This window comes from Streptomyces sp. BK208, from assembly GCF_004364245.1.
GTDB lineage: Bacteria > Actinomycetota > Actinomycetes > Streptomycetales > Streptomycetaceae > Streptomyces.
Window position 1 is genome coordinate 254,219 of record NZ_SOAV01000003.1, and the last position, 20,430, is coordinate 274,648.

Consider the following 20,430-nt stretch of genomic DNA (forward strand, 5'->3'; position numbering starts at 1 on the left):
CAGCCGTCAACGCTGGTAGCCGTCAACGCTGGTAGCGGGCGAGTACGAGGTTTCCGTCCTCCTCCATCCTGTGGCGCAGTTCGTCCATGCCGATCGCCCCGCTGTAGTACTCCTGGAGCGCCGGTGTCGCGACCTTGTCCTTCCACTCGGCGTAGCCCCGCACGGACTGCGCCGGCGCCGAGCGCAGGTGCCCGGCGAGGGCGGTGCCGGTGTCCCAGCCGTGCTCGGCCGTGTGCAGGGCGGGGTCCTTCAGTGCCTGCTCGCCGGTGGGCAGCATCCAGTCGCCCAGTGCGAGGCGCACCATGTTGTCCGGCTGGAGGAGGAAGTCGACGAACGCGGCCGCCTCCTTCTTGTGCGGGCTGTCCTCGGCGACCGACAGGGTCTGCGGGCTGACGCCCTGGGCGAGTCCGTCGGCGCCGGCCGGGGCGGGCAGCACCTGCCAGTCGAAGCCCTCGGGGGCCTGCTGCTCGATCTGCTGGCGGTAGGAGAAGCCGAGCGGCACCATCGCGTACTTGCCCGCGAAGAAGCCGGGCAGGGTGTCGGAGCCGCCGCTGCCCAGGGTGGTGGGCGAGGCGCTGCGGTCGGCGCCGACCTGGTCCCGGACGGTGCGGGGCACCACCTGGTCGCCCTCCTCGAAACGGACGGTCACCTTGCCGTCGGCGCCGCGGTGGAAGAGCCGGCCGCCGGTGGACAGGGAGAGGTTGAGCGTGGCGGAGACGGGCTCCTTGAGCGGCCAGGCCACCCCGTACGTCCCCTCGCCGCTCAGCTCCTTCGTCACCTGCCTGAACTCCGCCCAGGTCCAGGGATGTTCCGGCGTGGGGATCCGCACGCCCGACTTCCTCAGCAGGGTCGCGTTGGCGATCAGCACCCGCGGCTCCTGGAGGAACGGCACGCCGTAGACGCCGTCGCCGAAGGTGGCCGCCTCCCAGCTGCGCTCCGGTATGTCCGACGTCAGCCGTGCGGGCAGCAGCCCGGTGAGGTCGGCGAGGTAGCCGCCGTAGGCGAAGTCCGCGAGGTCGTCGGAGGCGTCGTGGATGATGTCGGGCGCCTCGCCGCCCTCGAAGGAGGTGAGGAGCTGGTCGTGGACGCTGTCCCAGCTGCCCTGGACGTACTCGACGCGCACGTCCGGGTGGGTGGCGTTCCACTCCCGCACCAGTTCCTTGTTGGCCTTCACCGACTCGTCCTGCCAGGCCAGGGACTGGAAGCGGAGGGTGATCCGGCCGTCGTCGCGGTCGGCGCCCCCCGCGCAGCCGGCGAGGAGCAGGACGAGGGCGAGGAGCAGGGTGGTGGTTCTGGTGCGCATCAGCTCTTCACCGCCCCGGCGAGCATGCCGCCCGTGATCCGTCGCTGGATCAGGGCGAAGACCAGCAGCGAGGGCAGGGTGGCGAGGACGGCCGCGGCGGCGAGCGGTCCGAGGTCGGCGACGCCCTCGGCGCCGATGAAGTGGGTCAGGATCACGGGCAGGGTCTGTTTCTCCGGTGTCTTCAGCAGCACCAGCGCGAAGAAGAACTCGTTCCACGCGGTGATGAACGCGAACAGGGCCGTCGCGACGATCCCCGGCGCGAGCAGCGGCGCGGTCACCGAGACCAGCGTCCGCAGCCGGCCGGCGCCGTCGACCGCGGCCGCCTCCTCCAGCTCGCGCGGTACGGCGCGGACGTACCCGGCGAGCATCCACAGCGCGAACGGCAGCGACCACACGACGTACACCATCACCAGACCGGGGACGGAGTTGATCAGTCCGAGGTTCTTGAGGACCAGGAACAGCGGGATGATCAGCAGCACGAAGGGGAAGGCCTGGCTGACGACCACCCAGCCGGTGGCCGCCTTGGCGAGCCGGCCGCGACGGCGGGCCATGACGTACGCCATCGGTGTCGCGATCAGCACCGCGATCAGGGCGGCGCCGAGCGCGGCGAGCAGGGAGTTGAGCCCGGCGCGCAGCAGCGGCTGCTCGTCGAAGGCCTGCCGGAAGTTGTCGAGGGTGGGGTGCTCGGGGATCCAGGTGGGGTGCAGACCGGCCAGCTCGCGCGGCGGTTTGAAGGCTACGGAGATCAGCCACAGGAACGGGAAGGCCAGGAAGACCAGATACGCGAGCAGTGCGGCGTACTGGCCCACCCGGGCGCTCGTCGAGGTCCTCACGCCTCGTCACCTCCCCCGGCTCCGCCGCGCAGCCGGCCGACGAGGAAGACGGCCAGTGCGATCGAGATCACCGCGACCAGCACGCAGCCCATCGCCGCCGCGTAGCCGAACTGCCCGTAGCGGAAGGCCTCTTCGTAGGCGAAGAGCATGGGCAGCCGGGTACGTCCGCCGGGGCCGCCGTTGGTCAGCACGTAGACCAGGGCGAAGGAGTTGAAGTTCCAGATGAGGTTGAGCGCGGTGATGGCGAGGGCGACGGGCCTGAGGGCGGGCCAGGTGACCGTGCGAAAGCGCCGCCAGGCGCCCGCGCCGTCGACGGCGGCGGCCTCGTGCAGCTCGCGCGGGGTGTTCTGCAGCCCGGCGAGCAGGGCGACCGTGGTCTGCGGCATGCCGGCCCAGACGCCCACCACGATGACGGCGGGCAGGGCGGTGCCGAGCCCGCTGAGCCAGTCGTGGCCGTCGCCGAGACCGAGGTCGCGCAGGGTCTCGTTGAGGATGCCCGCGTCCGTGTTGTAGACCAGCCGCCACATGATGCCGACGACGACCTCGGGCATCGCCCAGGGGACGATCGCGAGGGCGCGGGCCAGCCAGCGCAGCCTCAGGTTCTGGTCGAGCAGCAGGGCGAGGCCGAGCGCGAGCAGGAACTGCGGCACCGTCACCCCGGCCGCCCACACCAGGCCGATCCGGAACGACTCCCAGAACAGCGTGTCGTGCAGCAGGTCCTGGAAGTTCAGCGCGCCGATCCACCGGGTGGGTTCCGTGCGGCCCGACTGGGCGTCGGTGAACGCCAGCAGGATGCCGTAGAGCAGCGGACCGACGCTGAGGACCAGGATCGGGATCAGCGCGGGCAGCACCAGGAACCAGGCGCCGTGGTCCGGTCCGCCCGGTGGGCGGTCCGCGCCGGGCGCACGACGCGCCGGTCTTCTCGCATCGGTCACCAATGTCACGTAATCAACCCCTTTGCACGGCTCGAACGGGCCTGGCCATGGTCGTGAAGTGACCGTGTCCCGTCAAGGGCCCGCGTACACCCTCCCACCAGTGCGAATGCGACACTGGCCGACGGTCGGCGAGAACACGGGACTCGCGGGAGAACACCGAGGGCACGGAGGCGCGGGACGATGGACGAGGTACGGGCGCGTGAGGTGCTGGCCGCGGCGGGGGTACTGCCCGGCCCGGCACGGGAGGCCCGGGAGGCACGGCTGCTGGCGCTCGGCGAGAACGCGGTGTTCGCCGCCGGGGACCTGGCGGTCAAGGTCGGCCGCGACGCCGAACTGCTCGACCGGGCGCGCCGGGAGCTGGCCGTCGCGCTCTGGCTGGAGGAGGCGGGCGTACCCGCGGTGCGGGCGGCCGACCCGACGGCGCTGATCGTCGACGGGCACCCGGTGACCGTGTGGCGGCGCCTGCCCGAGCCGGTGCGGCCCACCGAGCCGCGGGACGTGGCCGCGCTGCTCCGGCTCGTCCACGAGCTGCCCCTCCCCTCGTCCTTCGAGCTGCCGCCCCGCGAACTGCTGGGCGGTGTGGAACGCTGGCTGCGCCTCGCGGGTGACGTGATCGACCCGGCGGACGCCGCGTATCTGCGCGAGCGGCGGGACGGCTTCGCGTCGGCCGCCGCCGCGCTCACCCCGCACCTGCCGAGGGGCCCGATCCACGGGGACGCGCTGCCCCGCAACGTGCACGTCGGCCCCGGAGGACCGGTCCTGATCGACCTGGAGACCTTCTCCGCCGACCTGCGCGAGCACGACCTCGTGGTGATGGCGCTGAGCCGGGACCGCTACGGGCTGCCCGCCGAGGCGTACGACGCCTTCACCGCGACCTACGGCTGGGACGTGCGCGAGTGGGACGGCTGCGCCGTGCTCCGCGGCGCCCGGGAGACCGCAAGCTGCGCCTGGGTCGCCCAGCACGCGCCGAGCAACCCGAAGGCCCTGACCGAGTTCGAGCGCAGGGTGGCGTCGCTGCGGGACGGGGACCCGACGGTGCGGTGGTACCCCTTCTGACCCGGCCCGGCCGCTCCGGCAGGGGTGCTCAGACCCGCTCGTCGGCCGGCTCCGCGGTCAGCTCGCGCAGCGGCCAGGTCCCGTCGACGAGGGCCGTGGGGTCGCCCTTGCGTCGCAGGAAGGCCTGGAAGTCGGCCGCCCACTCGGCGCACCACTCGATCTGACGGCGGTGCAGCTCCGCCGGACCGAAGGCCGCGACCTTGGGGTGCCGGCCGGCTATCGCGCAGGCGAGCCGCGCCGCGGCGAGGGCGTCGGCCGTGGCGTCGTGGGCGGCGTCGAGCGGGACGCCGTACTCCCGGCAGACCGCCTCCAGGTTGCGCTTGCCCCGGCGGTAGCGGTCGACGGAACGGTCGATGGTGTACGGATCGACGACCGGGGCGGGGTCCAGGCCGCCCAGGCGCTCGCGCAGGGACGGCAGTCCGTGCCGGCGCAGCTCGGCGGAGAGCAGGGTGAGGTCGAAGGCCGCGTTGTAGGCGACGACCGGGACGCCGGCCTTCCAGTGGTCCGTGAGGACGCCGGCGATGGCGTCGGCGACCTGGTCGGCGGGCCGGCCCTCCCTGGCCGCCCGCTCGTTGCTGATCCCGTGCACCGCGACGGCGTCCGCCGGGATCTCCACGCCGGGGTCGGCCAGCCACTCCCGGCGGCCGAGCGGCTCCCCGCCCCTGACCTCGATCACGGCTCCCGTGACGATGCGCGCCTCGCGCGGATCGGTGCCGGTCGTCTCCAGGTCGAAGCCGATCAGCAGCTCGCGGTGCCAGCCCATGGGCGGTCCCCCTCCTTGGTGGTGCGTCCCCCAGTGGTCTCCACCTTCGCACGGGCCACTGACAATCAGAGGATCGCCTTCCGCTTCCGCCCGGGAGGTCCCGGGGGCGCGCCGGTCACGACACCGGGCGCGAATCCGCCCACATCAGCTCGAACTCCTCACGGTAGGTGGGGAAGAGTCCGCCTTCGTCCAGCCGGTCCGACTTCACGACCTTTCCGCCGTTGCGTCCGTTGCGCAGGACGAGGACCGGAGCCTCCATGCCGCGCGTCCGGCGCAGGTAGGACTGCACGACCGCGATGCCGTCGGTGCCGTCCCCGTCGACGAGGTAGGCCGTGAAGCGGGGTGTCTCGTCGAAGACCTGGATCTCGAAGGCACCCGGGTCCCGCAACCGGGCCCGCACCCGGCGCATGTGCAGGATGTTCATCTCCACGGCGCGGCTCAGCTCGCCCCGCTTGATGCCCAGTTCGCGCTCCCGGCGCTTGATCGCGCTGGAGGCCGGGTTCAGGAAGAGCAGCCGGACCCGGCCGCCGGACTCGGCCATCCGCAGCAGGCGCCGGCCGGAGAAGTTCTGCACGAGGAGGTTGAGGCCGATGCCGAGGGCGTCCACCCGGCGGGCGCTGCCGAACAGGTCCTCGGCGGGGAACTGGCGCAGCAGCCGCACCCGGTCCGGGTGCACGGCGACCACGTCGGCGTAGCGGTCCCCGACCAGGTCCTCCACCGCGTCCACCGGCAGACGGCGCGCGGAGGGCACGTCGCTGCCCGCGCCGAGGACTTCGAGCAGCCGCGCGGAGGCCCGTTCGGCCTGGCTGAGGACGGCCTCGGACAGGGCCCGGTTGCGGGAGACGACGTTGCGGGTGACCTCCAGCTCGTCCAGGGCCAGTTCGACGTCGCGGCGCTCGTCCACGTAGGGCTCGAAGCAGGGCCAGTGCTGCACCATCAGCTCGCGCAGCTGGGGCAGGGTGAGGAAGCTGAGCACGTTGTCGTCGGCCGGGTCGAGCAGGTAGCCCTTGCGGCGGCTGACCTCGCGCACCGCGACGGCGCGCTGCACCCACTCCTGGCCGGCGGGCCCGGCGGCGGCGACCACCCAGTCGTCGCCGTGGACCGGTTCGTAGACGGGCCGCAGGACGGCGGCGACCACCGCGCGCAGCCTCTGTTCGACGAGGTTGAGCCAGATGTAGGCCCGGCCCGCCCGCTGCGCACGGGTGCGTACCTCGTTCCAGTCCCCGGCGTCCCAGTCCAGCTCCGGACCGATCGCGCCCGCGCTCATCGGCCGCGCCAGGGACACCGCACCGGGCGGGACGTCCGTGGAGGTCTCCTGGTGATCCTCGTCACCAGGAGGCAGCTCCAGCCCTCCCGAGCCCACCCGAGTACCGCCTTCCGCTCCCCCGGTCACTGCCGGGGACACCCCGTCCCAACGATCAAGGAAGGGTACTCCGGGAGCGGTCCGCGGTGCAGCCCGATGGACGGGCCGGTTTTCACCAACGTCGTTGGCCCGTAGGCGTGTTCCTCACCGGCTCACACCGGGGAGTGAGCGGATTCATAGCGGTGACGTGGGCGGGGTACGACGCGGGAGGCCGGGCACCCGCACGGGGTCCGACGGAACAGAACGCCGAGGGATGGGTATGAGGACGTACGTGCTAGGTGGTCACCTCACTTTCGGGGAGACTTCCGCGGGACTCGCAGCCAAGGCGCCCACAGCGGCGCCCCACACCTGAAAGAGTCGTGTTCATGCAGGTCTGGCCTGGAGAGGCATATCCACTGGGTGCCACGTACGACGGCGCCGGCACCAATTTCGCGGTCTTCACGGAGGCCGCCGACCGAGTAGAGCTGTGTCTGCTGCACGACGACGGCTCGGAGACGGCGATCGAGCTACGGGAGAGCGACGCCTTCGTACGGCACGCCTACGTGCCGGGGGTGATGCCCGGGCAGCGGTACGGGTACCGCGTGCACGGTCCTTACGCCCCGGAGCGCGGACTGCGCTGCAACAGCGCCAAGCTGCTCCTCGATCCGTACGCGCGTGCGATCAGCGGCGAGATCCAGTGGGGCGAGGAGGTGTACGGCTACCACTTCGGCGAACCCGAGCGGCGCAACGACCTGGACTCCGCCCCGCACACGATGACGTCGGTCGTGGTCAACCCGTACTTCGACTGGGGCGACGACCGGCGCCCCCGGACGGAGTACCACCACACGGTGATCTACGAGGCCCATGTGAAGGGCCTGACCATGCGGCATCCCGATCTCCCGGAGGAGCTGCGAGGCACCTACGCGGGCCTCGCGCACCCGGCGGTGATCGAGCACCTCACGGGGCTCGGGGTGACCGCGCTGGAACTGATGCCGGTCCATCAGTTCGTCAACGACCACCGCCTGGTGGACATGGGGCTCAACAACTACTGGGGCTACAACACGGTCGGCTTCTTCGCCCCGCACAACGCGTACGCCTCCTGGGGCGACCGCGGCCAGCAGGTGCTGGAGTTCAAGTCGGCGGTCAAGGCGCTGCACGAGGCGGGGATCGAGGTGATCCTGGACGTGGTCTACAACCACACCGCCGAGGGCAACCACCTGGGGCCGACGCTGTCCTTCAAGGGCCTGGACAACCCCTCGTACTACCGGCTGACGGACGACCCCCGCTACTACATGGACACCACGGGGACCGGGAACTCGCTGCTGATGCGGTCCCCGCACGTCCTTCAGATGATCATGGACTCGCTGCGGTACTGGGTCACCGAGATGCACGTCGACGGGTTCCGTTTCGACCTCGCGGCCACCCTGGCGAGGCAGTTCCACGAGGTGGACCGGCTGTCGTCGTTCTTCGACCTGGTGCAGCAGGACCCCGTGGTCTCGCAGGTGAAGCTGATCGCCGAGCCCTGGGACGTGGGCGAGGGCGGCTACCAGGTGGGCAACTTCCCACCGCTGTGGACCGAGTGGAACGGCAAGTACCGGGACACGGTGCGGGACCTGTGGCGGGGGGAGCCGCGCACGCTGGCGGAGTTCGCCTCCCGGCTGACCGGGTCGTCCGACCTCTACCAGGACGACGGGCGCCGCCCGCTGGCCTCGATCAACTTCGTGACCTGCCACGACGGTTTCACCCTGCACGACATGGTGGCCTACAACGACAAGCACAACGAGGCCAACGGCGAGGAGAACCGGGACGGCGAGAGCCACAACCGCTCCTGGAACTGCGGCGTCGAGGGCGACACCGACGACCCCGCGGTGCTGGACCTGCGGGCACGGCAGATGCGCAACTTCATCGCCACCCTGCTGCTCTCCCAGGGCGTCCCGATGATCAGCCACGGCGACGAGTTCGCCCGCACCCAGCGGGGCAACAACAACGCGTACTGCCAGGACAACGAGCTGGCGTGGGTGCAGTGGCCGGAGGACGACCACGACCTGCTGCGGTTCACCCGCGCCATGGTGTGGCTGCGCAAGGACCACCCGGTCCTGCGCAGGCGCCGCTTCTTCCACGGGCGCCCGGTGCAGGGCACGTACGACGAGCTGTCGGACATCGCCTGGTTCACCCCGGAGGGCGCGGAGATGACCCAGCGGGACTGGAACTCGGCGCGGGCTTCGGCGCTCACCGTGTTCCTGAACGGCAACGCGATCTCCGAGCCCGACCCGCGCGGGGAGCGCATCGCCGACGACTCGTTCCTGCTGATGTTCAACGCCTCGCCGAAGCCGCTCGACTTCGTGGTGCCGGTCGACCACGGCCGGCAGTGGGAAGTGGTCGTCGACACCGCGCTGGCGGAGGGAGTGCCCGCGGGCACCGGCCCGAAGGTGCAGGCAGGTGACCGGCTGACGCTGGTGGACCGGAGCCTGACGGTGCTGCAGCGTCCCGTGTAGGCGCCCGCCCGCCGCCCGGCCCCCTGCACCCGAGCAGGGGGCCGGTGACAGGAAAGGCGGCGGGGCGGGTACGTAGGTTTCCATGACACCTGAGCGACCCGACCCGGTGCCCTCCCCGGCCTCCTCCGCCCCCACCGACGCGCCCGCCTCGCCCGCCCCCTCGGCCACCTACCGGCTCCAGCTCCAGCCGGACTTCCCCTTCGAGGCCGCCGCGGCGGCCGTGCCGTACCTGGCCTCGCTCGGGGTGTCGCACCTGCACCTGTCCCCCGTCCTCGAGGCGGTCCCGGGCTCGTTGCACGGCTACGACGTCGTCGACCACGGGCGCGTGCGCGCCGAGCTGGGCGGCGAGGAGGGACTGCGGGCGCTGTCGCGCACCGCGCGGGAGCACGGTCTGGGTCTGGTGGTGGACATCGTGCCGAACCACATGGCGATGTCCCCGCGGCACAACCGCGCCCTGTGGGAGGTGCTGCGCGAGGGACCGGAGTCGCCCTGGGCGCGGTGGTTCGACATCGACTGGCAGGCGCAGGGCGGCCGGGTGCTGCTGCCGGTACTGGGCGCCCCCGTCGGCGAGGTGCTGGCCGATCTCCGGGTCGACGGCGACGTCCTGCGCTACCACGAGCACGCCTTCCCGCTGCGGGAGGGCACCGCGGACCTGCCGCTGCCCCGGCTCCTGGACGCGCAGTGGTACCGGCCGGTGTGGTGGCGGCTGGCCCGCACCGAGCTGAACTACCGGCGCTTCTTCAGCATCTCGGAGCTGATCGGCGTGCGCGTGGAGGACCCGGAGGTGTTCGACGCCACGCACGGGACCGTCCTGCGGCTGCTGCGCGAGGGCGTCATCGACGGACTGCGCGTCGACCATCCCGACGGCCTCGCCGACCCCGGCGCGTACCTGGAGCGGCTGCACCGGGCGAGCGGCGGCCGGTGGACGGTGGTCGAGAAGATCCTCGCGGACGGGGAGCGGCTGCCCGCCGCCTGGCCGGTCGCCGGCACGACCGGCTACGACGCCCTGCGGCACGTCGACGGCCTCTTCGTGGACCCGGCGGGGTACGGGCAACTGCTCGACCACTACCGCCGGTTCGCCGCCCCGCGAGCGGACCTGGGCGGGGACTGGGCGGCGACGGTGCGGCACGCCGCGTACCAGGTGCTCACGCACGAGCTGGCCACCGAGACGGACCGGCTGACCCGGGTGGCGCACCGCCTGTGCGCCACCTCGCCGGAGCCCGCGCTGCGCGACCGGGCGCCCTGGGCGCTGCGCACGGCGCTGCGGGAACTGCTGGTCCGGCTGGAGGTGTACCGGCCGTACACCACGGCGGACGCGGCGGCCGTCGTCACCGAGGAGGCGGCGGCCGAGGCGCGGCTCGCCTTCGCGGTGCCGGAGGAGGCCGGCGCGGTGGACGTGGTGCGGGATCTGCTGCTCGGGCGGTACGGGGACGGGCCCGACCAGGTGGAGTTCCGGACGCGCTTCGCGCAGACCGCGTCGGCGCTGCGCGCCAAGTCCGTCGAGGACACGGCCTTCTACCGCTACGTGCCGCTGCTGTCGGCGACCGAAGTGGGGGGTGATCCTGGCCGGCCGGCGGTGTCGGCGCGGGAGTTCCACACGTACTGCGCGCGCGTGCAGCGGGACTGGCCGACGACGGGCACGGTGGTCTCGACCCACGACACCAAGCGCAGCGCCGACGTGCGTGCCGCGCTGGCGGTGCTCACCCAGTGCCCGGCGCGCTGGGAGGACGTCCTGGCGGAGGTCGCCCGCCCGGGCGAGGGGGCGCCGGACGGGCAGGCGGCGTGGGCGGCCTGGCAGACGGTCTTCGGGCTGGGCCCGGCGGACGGGGAGCGCGTGCGCGAGGCGCTGCTGAAGCACGTGCGCGAGGCGGGCATGCACACCAGCTGGACGGAGCAGGAGCCCGCGTACGAGGAGGCGGTGGCCCGGTTCGTGGCGGCGGGGCCGTGCGGCGTCCCGGGCGAGCGGGTGGCGGCCCTCCGCGAGGCGCTCGGGCCGCACGTCCGGGCGAACGTCCTCGGTACCGCTCTCGTCCATCTGACGATGCCGGGCGTGCCGGACCTCTACCAGGGCACCGAGCACGAGTACCTCGCGCTGGTGGACCCGGACAACCGCCGGCCGGTCGACTTCCCCGCCGGGGTGCGGGAGCCGGACGCCGGAGAGAAGGCGGCGGTGAGCCGGGCGGCGCTGGCCCTGCGGACGCGGCGGCCCGAGGCGTTCGGCGACGCGGCGACGTACGAGCCGCTGCCCGCCGACGGTCCGGCGGCGGAGCACTGCGTGGCGTTCGCCCGCTCCGGCCGGGTCGTGACGGCCGTGACCCGGCTGTCGCTGCGGCTGGCGGAGGAGGGCGGCTGGCGCGGCACGACGCTGGCGCTGCCGCCGGGCCGGTGGGCCGACGCGCTGGTGCCGGGGCGGTTGTTCGAGGGGCACGCGCGCGTGGCGGACCTGTTCGCGGACACGCCGGTGGCACTGCTGGAGCGGGTGGACGAGGCGCGGGGGTAGGTCCTGCCGCCACCTTCCCGTCGTCCGGCCGCAGGGCGGGCTCGGCGGCGTCAGGGGGCTCCCGGTGTGCCGGGCGTCGACCGGCGTACGGGTCGTACGTGGTCGGCGCCCGGTGCGGCCGGCGTGCGCGCCTGGCGCCGAGCGGGCGGGAGTACGACGACGGACCCTGGGCGGCGAGGGAGGCGTGAACCGGGGCCGGAGGCGGTCCGTGTCAGTCGCGGTGCACCGGCACCGTGGCCCCGGGGCTCCGGTCCGGCTCCCCCGGGCGGGAGTCCCCGGCGTCCCGCCGCACGGCCAGTTCGAACGCGGCGAGCACGACCCGCGTCTGGTACTCCACCTGGCGCCCGACCGGTATCCAGTGCGCCGCGCAGCCGTCGCGGTAGTCGGCGCAGCCCTCGTCCACGATCCGGTCCACCTCGGTCAGGACGCCCGCCGGATCGCCGCCGGTCCGGGTGACCAGCTGGTGCAGCAGCCCCGCGGTCCGCAGGGACAGGCGCCGTCCGGCCAGCCGCAGGGCGACCAGGTGGGAGGTGTTCATGGGCGGCAGTGAGCGGCCCGTCCCGTCGTCGGTGTCGGGGTCCCAGGCGTCGGCGAGCCGGGGGCAGACCAGCAGGTAGTCGTCGACCGGTGCGAGCAGGTGCGCCGCCTCCGGCACGTCGGCGAGGTGCGGCCTGAGCCGGGCGAGGATGCGGTGCAGGCGCCGGGTGTCGTGGCGCAGGGTGCGGCTGACGGTGCGCAGCACCGCGTCGCGGTCGGCCGGGGGCGAGCCGTCCGCCACGGCCGCCACGCCCCACATCGGTGCCTCGACGACGGCGGTGACCGTGCCGAAGCGGTGCGGGTGGCACCACGTCGAGTCGACGGCGGCCTCGGTGATGGCGGCGGTGAAGTCGCCGCGGCGGGGCGGCGGGATGCGGTAGACGGCGGGTCCCAGGTCGGGCCAGTACAGGGTGTCGTAGGCGCCGAGTTCGCGGGGTATGCCGAGCCGGGCCGCGGTGTGGGCGATGCGCTGGGAGAGGCCGGGCAGGTCGTGGGTCAGCTCGACGAAGCCGCCGCCGACGTCCACGCCGTGCAGGGAGCACTGGAGGAAGGGCCGCAGTTCGTCCTGGAGGGCGAGCAGCGTGCGGGTCTCGGGCAGCGTGGCGCGCTCAGGGCCGTCGGGCAGCCACTCGGGCTGCTCCAGGAAGCCGGGCCGGAAGAAGTTCCGGGCGTAGCGGCCGAGGGTGTAGGGGCCGGTGAGCCACCCCTCGTTGCGCCGCAGGCCGTCGGGGTCGGCGCACAGCAGCAGGTTCCAGGTGGCGTCGGCGCCGTCGGTGAGCCGGGGATCGGCCACGGCCCGCTCGGCCAGCCGCAGGGCGGTGGCGCCGCCCACGGGCTCGTTCGCGTGCGGTCCGGCGACGACGAGGGCATGGCGGCTGCCGTGGCCGACGGAGAGCAGCAGCAGCGGGCTGCCCGCGCGGGAGGTCCCGACCCGGCGCAGCCGGGCCTGCCGGGGGTGCCGGGCGACGAGTGCGGCGGCCCGGGCCCCCAGCTCGTCCACGGTCGGGTAACGCAGGAGGGGCGGCAGGGCACACCTCCACGAAGCGGGCCGTCGATTTACCTGGCGTGCGCGGTGTACGCACAGTCAGTCACGAGTCGGGGGTTACGTCAACACCGCGAGAAGCAAAGGCGTTTGCCCCCTCGAAACGGCCACGACTCCACGTGAGGCCCAGGCCAGGGCTCTGTTCGGTCGCTCGGTCCGCCGGGCCCGCACCGCCCGAGGGGACGCTCGCGTCAGGCCGCCGCGAGGCGGAAGGACATCCGGCCGAAGCCGACCTGGTCGCCCTCGCGGACGACGGCCGCGCCGATGACCCGCCGCCCGTTGACCGTGGTGCCGTTGGTGGAGCCGAGGTCGCGCAGCACCCACATGCCGCCCTGGCGGCTGAGCTCGGCGTGCACCCGGGAAACCGTGTCGTGGCTCAGCCGCAGTCCGCTCGCCGGGTCGCGCCCTATGCGCAGCGGATGACCCGTGCCGGGGTGGGGCAGCAGCAACTTGGGCAGCCGCTCGGCCCGCCACGCCCGGCCGAGCCGTACCCCGAACCCGGACACCGCCTCGACGGTGCCGAAGACCATCCGCGACAGCCGGCTCTCGGTGCGCAGGTCGGCGGTGAGCACGGCCAGCTCCTCCAGGCGGCGGGCGGCGAGCGCCAGCTCCATCCGGCGGAGGAAGGTGTCGTGCGACAGGCGGCCCGCGGCGACGCCGTCCCGCAGCACGCTCAGCGCCTTGTCGCGCTCCGCGTCCGACAACCGGGCGGGGTGTACGGGGAACTCGAAGGACGACGTCACGCGCCTGATTGTCGGTCAGCGAGGGCCGGGGTGTCCAGAAACGCGGGCCGGTGACAGCGACTGCCGGCCTGTCCGACGAGACCGACCCGGCTTCTGAGGCGCCTCCTCGGGAGCGATGGCCGACGAACCGGCCGGATGTCGGGGGACACGCGGCGCGTGCCGGAAGAACGCGGTGCTCCTGGTCGTTGGTTGCGTGTATGCGGATCGGCGAGGCTTCCAGAGCCAGCGGTGTGAGTGCGCGGTCGTTGCGGCACTACGAGGACGAGGGCTTGATCGTCCCGGGCGTTTCAGCAACGGGTTCCGTGACTACTGCCGGTCCACCGTCGACCGGGTCCTCGTCATCCGCTCGCTGCTGGAGTCCGGGCTGCCCGTGCGGCTGATCAAGGAAGCCCTGCCCGGCCCCGCCGACGGGTCCGGCGCCGGCACCGAGATGGTGTCCGAGGAGTTCCTCCACGAGGTGCAGCGCCATCGCGACAGGCTCGCCGCCCGCATCGCCGTTCTCAGCGGTCAGCAGGCCGCACTCGACGCCTACCTGCTGGAGGCCCGCCGTACCGATCTCTGACAGCCGCTTGACCCTGACGCAAGTGTCAAGCTCCTACGTTCGGACGCATGGAGATCGACAGGCAGCAGAACAGCGTCGGACCGACCGTACGGGCACTGGTCCAGCACTCGCACCGGGGACCGGAGGACCTGGCCCTCACGACCGGTCACCGCCGCCCCGTTCCGGGGCCGGGCGAGTACCTGATCCGCGTCGGGGCGGCCGGGGTCAACTTCGCCGACGTCATGCAGACGTACGGCACCTACGGAGGAGGCCCGCAGGCTCCCTACGTGGCGGGCTTCGAGGCCGCCGGCGAGATCGTGGCGGTCGGCCCGGAGATCGAGGCCCCCCTCCAGCCCGGCACCCACGTGGTCGGAGCCGGACCGGGCGCCTTCGCGCAGTACATGACGATGCCGGCCGCGGGTGTGTTTCCCGTGCCGTCCGGCTGGAGTGACGCCGAAGCTCTCGGTCTGGTGCTGAACTGGGCCACCGCCCTGGCGGCACTGAAGCCGCTGGGCGAGGTCGAGACGGGTGAGGCGGTCCTCATCCATGCCGCGGCAGGCGGCGTGGGGCAGGCCGCCGTCCGCCTCGCCCGCCACTACGGCGCACGCGTGACCGCCACGGCCTCACCGGAGAAGCACCACACCGTCGAAGCCCTCGGCGCCGACGCGGTCCTGGACAGGCGGCGCCCCGACCTGGCGGAGGAGATCACCCGCCTGACCGGCGGTGTCGATCTGGTCCTGGAGTCCGTGGGACGGGCCACGTTCAGGACCAGCCTGGCCGTCACCAGACCCTTCACCGGACGCGTCGTCGTGTTCGGCGCCGCCTCCGGCGACGCCACCCTCACCACCCACGACCTGGTCTTCGCCCACCCGGTCCAGGTCAAGGGTCTGCACATCGGCGCACTTGCGGTCGCGGCTCCGTCCCTCTACCGGTCGCTGCTCGTCGAGATCGAGGCCCTTGTCGCCGACGGCGTGTACCCGCCCGGCACCCCCCACGTGCGTCCCCTGGCCGAGGGACCGGCAGTGCTGAGGCAACTCGGAGCGGGCCGGACCCGGGGCAAGTTCGCGCTCGATCCCTGGCGGTAGGGCCGCGCACCGGACGCGACACCCGGCGCGCGGAGAATCCCCAGCGGAACGATCCGCGGTGGAGGACCATGGACGGGTCAGGGACCACAGACGAAGGGGAACCGTCCGTGCAGTTCGAGGTGTGGGCACCGCAGGCCGGCCGGGTGACGTTGCAGTGCGACGGCGCCACGCGCACGCTGGAGCGCGATCCGGAGCGGCCGGGGTGGTGGTGCGGTGAGGCACGGGCCGGGGACGGCTCGCGGTACGGCTTCGCGGTGGACGACGGGCCGGTGCTGCCCGACCCGCGCTCGCGCCGCCAGCCGGACGGACCCGACGGGCTCAGCGCGGTCGTCGACCACGGGCGGTACGCGTGGCGTGCCCGCTGGGCCGGGCGCGGGCTGCCCGGCGGGGTCCTGTACGAGCTGCACGTGGGGACGTACACGCCCGAGGGCACGCTCGACGCCGCCGCGGAGCGCCTCGACCACCTGGTGCGGCTCGGCGTCACCCACGTCGAGCTGATGCCGCTGTGCCCCTTCCCCGGCCGGCACGGCTGGGGATACGAGGGGGTCTCGCTGTGGGCGGTGCACGAGCCGTACGGCGGACCCGAGGCGCTGAAGCGGTTCGTCGACCGGGCGCACGAGCTGGGGCTCGGTGTGGTCCTGGACGTGGTGCACAACCACCTGGGCCCGTCCGGCAACTACCTGCCCGCCTTCGGCCCGTACTTCACCGACACCCACCACACGCCCTGGGGCGTCGCCGTCAACCTGGACGCGCCCGGCTCGGACGAGGTGCGGGCGTTCCTCGTGGACAGCGCGCTGGCGTGGCTGCGGGACTACCGGCTCGACGGGCTGCGCCTGGACGCGGTGCACGCCCTGGTGGACACCCGCGCGTGCCACTTCCTCGAGCAGCTGTCGAGCGCCGTGGACGAGCTGGCCGCCGACCTGGGCCGGCCGCTCTTCCTGATCGCCGAGTCCGACCTGAACGACCCGCGGATCATCACCCCGCGCGCTCAGGGCGGCCTGGGTGTGCACGCGCAGTGGAACGACGACTTCCACCACGCCCTGCACACCGCGCTGACCGGCGAGTCGCAGGGTTACTACGCCGACTTCGCGCGCGATCCGCTGGCGGCCCTCGCCAAGACGCTCACCCGGGGCTACTTCCACGACGGCACCTACTCCAGTTTCCGGGGCCGCTCGCACGGCCGGGCACTGGACCGGGCCGGGGTGGCCGCGCACCGGCTGACCGGTTACAGCCAGACCCACGACCAGATCGGCAACCGCGCCCAGGGGGACCGTCTGGCGTCCCTGGTCTCCCCCGGGCTCGCCGCCTGCGCGGCCGCGCTGACGCTGACCGCGCCGTTCACCCCGATGCTGTTCATGGGCGAGGAGTGGGCGGCCGGCACGCCGTGGCAGTTCTTCACCGACCACACCGACCCCGAGCTCGCGGAGGCGGTACGCAACGGCAGGCGGCGGGAGTTCGCCGCGCACGGCTGGCGGGAGGAGGACGTGCCCGACCCGCAGGACCCGGCGACGCGCGAGCGCTCCTGCCTGGACTGGTCGGAGCCGGAACGCGAGCCGCACGCGCGCGTCCTGGACTGGTACCGGCGGCTGATCGCCCTGCGCGCGGAGCAGCCGGACCTGACCGACCCGGACCTGGCCGACACCAGGGTCGCGTACGACGTCACGGCGCGCTGGCTGGCCTTCCGGCGCGGGGACATCCGGGTGGTGGTCAACCTGGGCACCGAGCCGGCGGCGATCCCGCTGGGCAACCGCCCGGCGCGGGTGCTCGCCGCGTGGGAACCCGTGGAGGGCCCGGGCGCGAACGGGATACTGCGCGTGCCGGGCGAGTCGAGCGTGGTGCTGGTGCAGGAGTGAGCGAGGGGCCCGGGACGGTCAGGCGGGGTCGTCCCGGCCGTCGTCGCGCAGCTCCGTCACGCGTTCCAGGAGGATCGGCTCCCAGGCGTGCCGCAGCCGGGTCCTGAGCAGGGGAAGCGGCGCGCCGGACCGGCCGGCGAGGCCCTCCGCCAGGTGGGCGACGGCGTCGCAGCGGGCCAGCCACAGGCCGCGCAGGCAGGGCCGGGCACCGTAACCGGCGAGGGTGGCGGCGCGCACGGCGGCCGGTGAGCCGACGGACAGCGCGAGCCCGGCGATGTCCTCGGCCGGGTCGCCGAGGACGGCGTCGCTCCACCCGAGGACACCGCGCACCCGGCCGTCGGCGCCGACCACGAGGTGCCCGGCGGTCAGCCCGTGGTGGACGAGGACCGCCGCGCCTTGCTGGACGCCGAGCTGGGCCGCCGCCTCCCGGGTGAGGCGCTCCGGGCGTGCGGCGTCGAACTCGTCGGCCGCGGCGAGGCGGCGGGCGGCGTGCTCGGCCGACTGCCGCAGGGTCTCCAGGGAGCGGGGGGCGGCCCGCGGCACCCCGAGCGTCTCGGCCTGCCGGACCGGCACCTCGCGCAGGCCGCCGAGCAGCGCCGCGAGGTCCGCCTCGCCCGCGGCGGACACGTCGTGGTCCTCGCCCGACCCGCCGGGCACCCTGGCGTCGAGCGTGTAGGCGAGGCCCGGCGCCCAGTCGCCGTGCGCCACGCTCGTCGGCAGCGCGACGGGGACGTACGGCCGGACCAGTTCCCGCAGGCGCAGCTCGCGGCGCCTGCGCGCCGAGGTCTCCCGGTCGGGGGCCAGCCGCAGGACGTGCCGGGGGCCGACCCACCACGTGTCGGGCCCGTCGCCCCCGGGGACGGGCCGGACGTCGGGTTCCGTGCTCCCGCCCAGCAGGGAGCGGACCAGTCGGCGGACGGTGTCCGCGGTGGGTGTCGGTGCCTGGGTCATGTCGCGCCGTCGTCTTCCGGGTCTGCCGGGGCGTTCGGTGTCCGTCCGCCACCGGTCACTCGACGATGATCATCTCCCGCGTGGTGTCGTTGAGCCGCCTGCCGCCGTCCTCGGTGACGGTGACGATGTCCTCGATGCGTACCCCGAAACGGCCGGGCAGATAGACGCCGGGCTCGACCGAGAAGCACATGCCGGGCACCAGGGGCTGCTCCTCGCCCTCGATCATGTACGGCGGTTCGTGCGTGGTGACGCCGATGCCGTGGCCGGTGCGGTGGATGAAGTACTCGCCGTACCCGGCGCCGGCGATGACCGCGCGGGCGGCCCGGTCGACGTCCTGGCAGGCGGCTCCGGGCCGCACCGCGCGGAAGCCGGCCTCCTGCGCCTCGCGGACCAGGTCGTGCACCCGGCGCTCCTCGTCGGTGGGCGCGCCGACGTGGACGGTGCGGGAGGTGTCGGAGCCGTATCCGTCCTTCAGGCCGCCGAAGTCGAGGACGATCATGTCGCCGTCCTCGATGACGCGGTCGCCGACCTCGTGGTGCGGGTTGGCGCCGTTGGGTCCGGAGGCGACGATGGTGAAGTCGACCTGCGAGTGCCCGAACCGCCGCAGCAGCTCGGCGAGGTCGGCGGCGACCTCGGACTCGCGGCGCCCGCCGAAGCGGACCTTCCGGATCTCCTCGAAGGCGGCGTCGGCGGCGGCGCCCGCCGCCGCCATCAGTTCCAGCTCCGCCGTGTCCTTGACGGCGCGGAGCATGGGCAGCGCCTCGGTGAGGGAGGCGTAGGACGTGTCGGGCAGCGTGCGCTGGAGCTGGAGCAGGTGCATCGCCCAGGCGTTGTCGCTGATGCCGAAGCGGCCGGTCCGGTCGAGGAGGGCGGCGGTGGCCGCGTAGGGGTCCTTGCCGTCGGTCCAGTCGCGCAGGGTCAGCGCGGGGGCACCGGCCGCCTTGGCGGCGTCGGGGGCCTCCAGGGCGGGGACGACGAGCACGGGATCGCGGTCCGGGGCGAGGACGAGCAGGGTGAGCCGTTCGGTGTCCGCCGTGGGCGCGTAGCCGGTGAGCCACACCAGGTCGGGGCCCGGGGCCACCAGCAGTCCGGCCAGCCCGGCGTCGGCCGCCGCACCGGCGGCGCGCCGCATACGGGTCCGGTAGTCGTCGGCGGTGAAGGGAGCAGCGGGCCTGCTGCCGGTCATCCGGGCCTCCCAGGGCACGAGGGTGAAGGAACCACGGGCAGCATCCTGCCCGCAGGAAGGGGGCGGCGCGAGCCGATTGCCGTTGCTCGGTCCTCACGGCCGACGGCCGGGCGCCGTCACGCGTCGGTCTCGAGGGGGACGGGTCCGCCGCTCGGAGTGGGACGGCACCGTGCCCGTGCTCGCGCCCACCCGGTGGTCCGCGCCGGGACCGCAGATCACGGCGGGCCCGCGCTCCCGCCGCGACCGTGTTCGCGGGCGGCCGCCGGGATCGCCGCCGGGTGACGCGGGCTCCGCGGCCGGCCCGGGCGAGCTGGCTGGTTGGCTGGCTGTTCTGACCGGGGAGGTTGTGGGCGGTGTCCCGGCGGCCCGGGCGGGCGAGCCGGTGGACGGATGTCCCGGCGACACGGCAGGGGCGCCGGGACAGTCGCGGGCCGGGACAGTAGCGGGCCGGGACAGTAGCGGGCCGGGACGCGACCGGCCCACCACGTGTCGGACGGTGCCGGACGGCTCACGAGCCGCTCCGTACGGTCGCGTGACGGCACGCGACCGGGCACGGCCGGGCGCGAACCGTCAGGTGACCACGCCGGGCAGGGCCGTCAGCTGCTGGTAGCCCCCGCTCCGGTGGCGCACGGTGAGCCTCACCTTCTTGCCGGGCCTGGCGCGGGACACGGCGTGCGCCAGGTCGGCGGCCGAGTCGACGCGGGTCGTGCCGAAGGCCAGCAGCACGTCTCCCCGCACCAGGCCCGCCGCGTATCCGGGGCCCGGCACGTGGACGCCCACGACCCGGGCGCCTGGCCCCTTGTCGTCCACCACCTCCACTCCGAGGGTCGCCCCGACCGGGACCCGGGAGGGCGAGGGGCCGGACGACGGGTGGGCCGGTGCTCCCCGGCTGCCCGTCGCCGTCCCCCCGGCCCCGGGCACTCCCGCCGTCCCCCCGGCCCCCGGCGCTCCCGCCGCCCCGCCGGGCCCAGCCGCACCGGCCCGCTGCTGCAGCTCGGCCAACTTGCTCATGCCGATCACGGTGGCGCCCACCGTGCCGAGCCCCACGCCCGCGAGGACGAGGACGACCGCGGCGAGCACCCCGAGCAGCACGGTGACCGCCCGCCGACGGCGCCGGCCCCCGGTGTGCGGACGCCGGTCGGTGTCGGGCTCCGTGCCGGGCCCCGGGTCCCTGCCGGGCATCGGCTTGGGACGCAACGCTGTCTGTTCCATGGATCGCCTCCGGCAGGTGCTCTACCCGGCGCACCCGCGCGTGACGAGCCACG

The 20,430-nt window shown here is 73.9% G+C and carries 17 protein-coding genes; 7 read left to right on the forward strand and 10 right to left on the reverse strand.

All coding sequences use genetic code 11. The annotated features are described in order from the left end of the window. Positions 1-22 precede the first annotated feature (22 nt). From EV562_RS09580 to EV562_RS09590, 3 genes are read right to left on the reverse strand one after another with little or no spacing between them, the layout of a single operon-like run. The gene (locus EV562_RS09580; RefSeq protein WP_133886286.1) at positions 23-1,303 is read right to left on the reverse strand and encodes a sugar ABC transporter substrate-binding protein; all 1,281 of its coding nucleotides are present in this window, start codon (positions 1,301-1,303) and stop codon (positions 23-25) included. Further along, positions 1,303-2,136, reverse strand: a complete 834-nt coding sequence (locus EV562_RS09585) for a carbohydrate ABC transporter permease (RefSeq protein ID WP_133886287.1) — start codon at positions 2,134-2,136, stop codon at positions 1,303-1,305. Before EV562_RS09585 ends, EV562_RS09580 begins: the two co-directional genes overlap by 1 nt. Beyond that, positions 2,133-3,080: a sugar ABC transporter permease gene (locus EV562_RS09590; protein ID WP_133886288.1), complete on the reverse strand. Its 948-nt coding sequence runs from the start codon at positions 3,078-3,080 to the stop codon at positions 2,133-2,135. The genes EV562_RS09585 and EV562_RS09590 overlap by 4 nt, the downstream gene beginning before the upstream one ends. Before the next feature lie 171 nt (positions 3,081-3,251). Between EV562_RS09590 and EV562_RS09595 the strand changes: the two genes are divergently transcribed. Beyond that, entirely contained in the window at positions 3,252-4,127 is an 876-nt protein-coding gene (locus EV562_RS09595; RefSeq protein WP_133886289.1) for an aminoglycoside phosphotransferase family protein, read from the forward strand. Between the two features lie 28 nt (positions 4,128-4,155). On the opposite strand, the gene EV562_RS09600 is transcribed toward EV562_RS09595, so the two are convergent. Both EV562_RS09600 and EV562_RS09605 read right to left on the reverse strand, forming a co-directional pair. After that, positions 4,156-4,890, reverse strand: coding sequence for a 3'-5' exonuclease (locus tag EV562_RS09600; RefSeq protein WP_133886290.1), 735 nt, complete (start codon positions 4,888-4,890; stop codon positions 4,156-4,158). Between the two features lie 115 nt (positions 4,891-5,005). Continuing rightward, complete coding sequence (locus EV562_RS09605; RefSeq protein ID WP_133886291.1) at positions 5,006-6,253, reverse strand: SAV2148 family HEPN domain-containing protein; 1,248 nt, start codon at positions 6,251-6,253, stop codon at positions 5,006-5,008. A gap of 365 nt (positions 6,254-6,618) precedes the next feature. Here EV562_RS09605 and glgX point away from each other — a divergent pair, with 365 nt between their 5' ends. Beyond that, a complete protein-coding gene (gene glgX, locus EV562_RS09610; RefSeq protein ID WP_133886292.1) occupies positions 6,619-8,727 on the forward strand; it encodes a glycogen debranching protein GlgX in 2,109 nt (702 codons plus the stop codon). A gap of 82 nt (positions 8,728-8,809) precedes the next feature. Continuing rightward, on the forward strand, positions 8,810-11,227 hold the full coding sequence (treY, locus tag EV562_RS09615; RefSeq protein WP_133886293.1) for a malto-oligosyltrehalose synthase: 2,418 nt from the start codon (positions 8,810-8,812) through the stop codon (positions 11,225-11,227). A gap of 211 nt (positions 11,228-11,438) precedes the next feature. On the opposite strand, the gene EV562_RS09620 is transcribed toward treY, so the two are convergent. Together EV562_RS09620 and EV562_RS09625 are read right to left on the reverse strand one after the other, a co-directional pair. After that, complete coding sequence (locus tag EV562_RS09620; protein ID WP_133886294.1) at positions 11,439-12,764, reverse strand: M14 family zinc carboxypeptidase; 1,326 nt, start codon at positions 12,762-12,764, stop codon at positions 11,439-11,441. A 233-nt stretch (positions 12,765-12,997) separates the two neighbouring features. After that, on the reverse strand, positions 12,998-13,549 hold the full coding sequence (locus tag EV562_RS09625) for a DUF1707 and FHA domain-containing protein (protein ID WP_133886295.1): 552 nt from the start codon (positions 13,547-13,549) through the stop codon (positions 12,998-13,000). Between the two features lie 197 nt (positions 13,550-13,746). On the opposite strand from EV562_RS09625, the gene EV562_RS35490 reads away from it, so the two are divergent. The 4 genes from EV562_RS35490 to treZ all read left to right on the forward strand — a co-directional run bounded on the left by EV562_RS35490 (position 13,747) and on the right by treZ (position 17,028). Beyond that, entirely contained in the window at positions 13,747-13,929 is a 183-nt protein-coding gene (locus EV562_RS35490) for a MerR family DNA-binding transcriptional regulator (RefSeq protein WP_243860012.1), read from the forward strand. After that, positions 13,920-14,111 carry a hypothetical protein gene (locus EV562_RS35495; protein WP_243860013.1) on the forward strand — a complete coding sequence of 64 codons (192 nt, stop codon included), beginning with the start codon at positions 13,920-13,922 and terminating at the stop codon, positions 14,109-14,111. Before EV562_RS35490 ends, EV562_RS35495 begins: the two co-directional genes overlap by 10 nt. Positions 14,112-14,158: 47 nt before the next feature. Next, positions 14,159-15,175, forward strand: coding sequence for a zinc-binding dehydrogenase (locus EV562_RS09635; protein WP_133886296.1), 1,017 nt, complete (start codon positions 14,159-14,161; stop codon positions 15,173-15,175). Between the two features lie 107 nt (positions 15,176-15,282). Next, positions 15,283-17,028, forward strand: a complete 1,746-nt coding sequence (treZ, locus tag EV562_RS09640) for a malto-oligosyltrehalose trehalohydrolase (protein WP_133886297.1) — start codon at positions 15,283-15,285, stop codon at positions 17,026-17,028. A gap of 18 nt (positions 17,029-17,046) precedes the next feature. On the opposite strand, the gene EV562_RS09645 is transcribed toward treZ, so the two are convergent. The 3 genes from EV562_RS09645 to EV562_RS09655 all read right to left on the reverse strand — a co-directional run bounded on the left by EV562_RS09645 (position 17,047) and on the right by EV562_RS09655 (position 20,377). Continuing rightward, complete coding sequence (locus tag EV562_RS09645; RefSeq protein WP_133886298.1) at positions 17,047-17,979, reverse strand: aminoglycoside phosphotransferase family protein; 933 nt, start codon at positions 17,977-17,979, stop codon at positions 17,047-17,049. Between the two features lie 55 nt (positions 17,980-18,034). Continuing rightward, complete coding sequence (locus EV562_RS09650) at positions 18,035-19,165, reverse strand: aminopeptidase P family protein (protein ID WP_133886299.1); 1,131 nt, start codon at positions 19,163-19,165, stop codon at positions 18,035-18,037. A gap of 570 nt (positions 19,166-19,735) precedes the next feature. Next, a complete protein-coding gene (locus EV562_RS09655; protein WP_166661691.1) occupies positions 19,736-20,377 on the reverse strand; it encodes a PDZ domain-containing protein in 642 nt (213 codons plus the stop codon). Positions 20,378-20,430 lie beyond the last annotated feature (53 nt).